Origin of the sequence: Oerskovia sp. Root22, from assembly GCF_001429135.1 — a bacterium.
Lineage (GTDB): Bacteria > Actinomycetota > Actinomycetes > Actinomycetales > Cellulomonadaceae > Oerskovia > Oerskovia enterophila.
On the sequence record NZ_LMIL01000005.1, the window covers coordinates 1 to 524 of the forward strand.

Sequence of the window (524 nt, forward strand, 5' to 3'; positions counted from 1 at the left end):
CGTCGTGGCCACCAACACCGGCGCAGCTCAGGGCACGTACGACGTGAGCGACCGTATGACCGCTGACGGCGACCTCGAGGTCCGCTCGGGCGCTGTGACTACCGCCCCGGACGGTGTGACGGCTTCGCCGTCCTGGACCGGTCTCGGGGCTGAGGGCGCGGCGGAGAACGTCATCGCCTCTGTGGTGGAGCTCGCTGCTGGCGGCACCCACACCTACCAGGTCGANNNATGACCGCTGACGGCGACCTCGAGGTCCGCTCGGGCGCTGTGACCACCACCCCAGAGGGTGTGACGGCTTCGCCGTCCTGGACCGGTCTCGGGGCTGAGGGCGCGGCGGAGAACGTCATCGCCTCTGTGGTGGAGCTCGCTGCTGGCGGCACCCACACCTACCAGGTCGAGGTCGTCCTTGCCCTGGCCGAGGGTGCTCAGGGGGCTCCGGTGATCACGCCGTGCTCCGCGGAGCCAGGCGGAGCCCAGGGCGGGCTGTCGAACGCCGCGGGGATCAACTACAACGGCCTGACCGA

At 70.6% G+C, this 524-nt stretch carries 2 protein-coding genes; both read left to right on the forward strand.

What is annotated here, in order from left to right; genetic code table 11:
* A partial coding sequence (locus ASE15_RS21050) for a hypothetical protein (protein ID WP_235534169.1) occupies positions 1–225 on the forward strand: 225 nt, incomplete at both ends.
* A 42-nt stretch (positions 226–267) separates the two neighbouring features.
* Positions 268–524 (forward strand): hypothetical protein (locus ASE15_RS04745; RefSeq protein WP_235534174.1); only part of this gene is annotated, 257 nt, incomplete at its 3' end.